Origin of the sequence: Tunicatimonas sp., assembly GCF_049647865.1 — a bacterium.
In the GTDB taxonomy this organism is placed as follows: Bacteria; Bacteroidota; Bacteroidia; order Cytophagales; family Cyclobacteriaceae; genus Tunicatimonas.
The window spans coordinates 1-2,783 of record NZ_JBARYM010000587.1; the positions used below are offsets into that span (position 1 = coordinate 1).

The 2,783-nt window shown below is 43.2% G+C and carries 2 protein-coding genes; both read right to left on the bottom strand.

Going from position 1 to position 2,783, the window contains the following annotated elements; translation table 11 throughout:
• Positions 1-109: 109 nt before the first annotated feature.
• The gene (locus tag WBA23_RS17350) at positions 110-2,149 is read right to left on the bottom strand and encodes an OmpA family protein (protein WP_424583549.1); all 2,040 of its coding nucleotides are present in this window, start codon (positions 2,147-2,149) and stop codon (positions 110-112) included.
• 158 nt (positions 2,150-2,307) lie between these two features.
• Positions 2,308-2,783 (bottom strand): hypothetical protein (locus tag WBA23_RS17355; protein ID WP_424583550.1); only part of this gene is annotated, 476 nt, incomplete at its 5' end.

The following is a 2,783-nucleotide window of genomic DNA, read 5'->3' on the forward strand; positions in this document are numbered from 1 at the left end:
TTTGCCGCAGAAACCAACCGCAACAAGTAGATCAGCAACGCTACATTCGTCCGGATACGTACGTGCGCCTTTCCGAAGAAGCCCAGTGGACTTTAGGAGTTACCAAGCCTTAGTTCTTCCCAGCTAATGATTTAAAACCAACTACCGTAAATTCAACCCGTCGGTTTTTCTGCTTATTGCTGTCCGTATCGTTCTTTGCAATATGAGCGGACTCACCGTAGCCTTTGGCTTGCAAACGATCGGCAGAAATTCCGACTTCGACTAAGTAGTCTCGCACCGCTTTTGCCCTATTCTCGCTCAGCAGCAGATTAGCTGCCTCGCTTCCGTCGGCATCGGTATGGCCACCTATGAGCACTTTCATGGTAGGATTGGCATTAAGAACACCGGCTAACTGATTCAGCTCTACGAAAGAAGACTCGCGAATACGGTATTTATTAGTATCAAAGTTCAAATTATTGATTACAATATTAGCTCCTTTTTCTATCGGAGCTAAATACAAATCCCGGTTAACTTCTTCGTATTTAGTTATTTCTGTTAGGTCTAAGTTTGCTGAAATTGGAATGTAGCCCGCTTCTTGGGCTGAAAACCCGTATACATCTCCGGCTGGAAGTACTATTTTATATGCTCCAGTATTTGGATCAGACTTAGCCTGCCCAACTTGCTGCCCACTAGATAAAGAGTGATATACAATCTGTGAACTAATGAAGCTACTATCCTTTTGATTTCTCACTACGCCCTGCGCCAGCACAATGGGCTGTGGCCGAAGCGATTCCGGCATTTTTGCCCGATAAATATCCCCTTTCCCATAGCCAGAGTCATCATAAGAAACAAAATACACGTAAGAGCCATCGGCTGGAACTGCGTAAAACCCATCCCACTTCGGGGTATTAAACTGACTACCTAAGTTGACAGGTTCTGACCACTCTAGCCAGCCATCTCCTATCCGCTTAGACATAAATATATCGTTGTTTCCGTACCCGGGAAGCCCCGATGTGGAGAAGTACAAAGTTCTGTCATCAGCCGCTAAAAAGGGGGAACCTTCGCTCGCGGCCGTATTTAGCACGTCCCCCAAGTGGCGAGGCTCGGTCCATAGTGTATCATTTATCTTTTCAATAAAGTAGAGATCTTTATTACCGAAAGTATCATTGCGCTGAATAGCTGAGATCATCGCATTTCCGGTACTAGCAAGGGTAAATTCACCGTATTTGCTGTTGTTATAATAGTTTTCTACTGGCACCTTCGTGGGAAAAGACCAGCCATCCTTGGTTCTGTGTGTAAAGGAAATCCCTATCGAGGATGTTCCGTCGGGGTTATAGATGTTGAGCAAAAGCGCCTTTTGCCCGTCAGGAGTAATACTCAGTAAGCAGCTATTGTTCTTTCCATTGATAGGTTCTGGAAAAAGCTGGGGTGTTCCCAACTGGAGGCTATCTACCTCGCAAAACCAAATATTTTGCCGATCCGTGCCTATATTATCCGGGTGGCTTCCTCGTACAAAATACAGCGTTTTCCCATCAGGCGAAATTATTGGGCATAGTTCATCGTATGCCGAATTAATTTCGCCCCCCAAATTTTCCCGTACAACGGTATCGGCAATACTTACCTCATTAACGTTTACAGTATAATCAATTGTCTCATCAACAATTCCAATAGCATCTATTTGATTATGCCCTTCATCAATTGTTGTCTTCAAATAAACTTTTACGCGGTCGGCTTGGTAAGGAGTGCGTTCTATTGTTACTTTAAGAAGACGCCCATTCGGTAAAGACTTAACATTATCGTCTTTAAATATCAGATGATAGTTGCCCGCTGTATCTCTGAGTTCGACTTTTTCGGTAGCCCCGCCGTTAAAACTCTCATTAATAATTACTTGCTGCACGTTTTGTGGTTGAGAGAAGCCTACTTCTATAAATTCACCATCGGGGTTAGAGGTGGCTGCCGGAGTATACGCACAGGGAGAAGAACCGTGCGATGTGAGCACACTAGGCTCTCCAAGAGCCTGCGCAGCCCGATATTGTTGAGGATACTTATCGTATTTGAATTCATTAGAAAACCGAATTACGGTGTCAGCCCACTGAATAGTCTGAGCGCAGAGATCAAGCGATAGTAACAATAAAGATAAAGTGATCTGAAGAGTAGTGGTTTTTTTCATTGAGCGATATGTTGAGTTAATAACTAAAAAAGTATCAATCAACAACCCTACCGCCTATTTTTACCTTTTTCTTCTTTTCATTTGTTTGATGTCATTGTTAGAATTTAAACTATTTTAAAATTTTTGCTCAGTAATTTCTTCGGCAAAAGCGTGTTTGTTCAGGTAAAGATGTATTTCTGCTTTTGTTGAATCAACCAATAGTCGGCCACCTGAATGGCAGTAAACATTAAACCGGCAAAGCCCAGAATAGGAAGTTTACTCTGTAAAAGTAGAAAGTAGCTGGGGTAAACGATAAAAAGCACCCCCCCACAAACTAGCGTAGCTACTGTTACTAACCCTATTGCTAACCACCAATACGAACTACTGCCCCATGAATATTTCTTTATAGCTTGCTGAGCAATTCGTTCGGCAAAACCTTCCGATATAGTCACCGGTGGGGACTGCGCCAAAGCTTCATAAAGCAGTTGGTAAGTTTTCAGTCCGGGTTCGGCCTCATTGTTTACGGGACTAGCATCTCTACCCACCCGATCTTGCCACTCCTGATCTTTATATTCGTCGTTCATAATTTTTGGGGGTGCAATTGTGGTTCCAACTTTTCTTTCAATAACTTTCGTGCCCGAAACAAGTAATTTTT

Coding starts and splice junctions, on each gene's coding strand:
- WBA23_RS17350 (WP_424583549.1), bottom strand. CDS start 2,149: ATGAAAAAAACCACTACTCTTCAGATCACTTTATCTTTATTGTTACTA.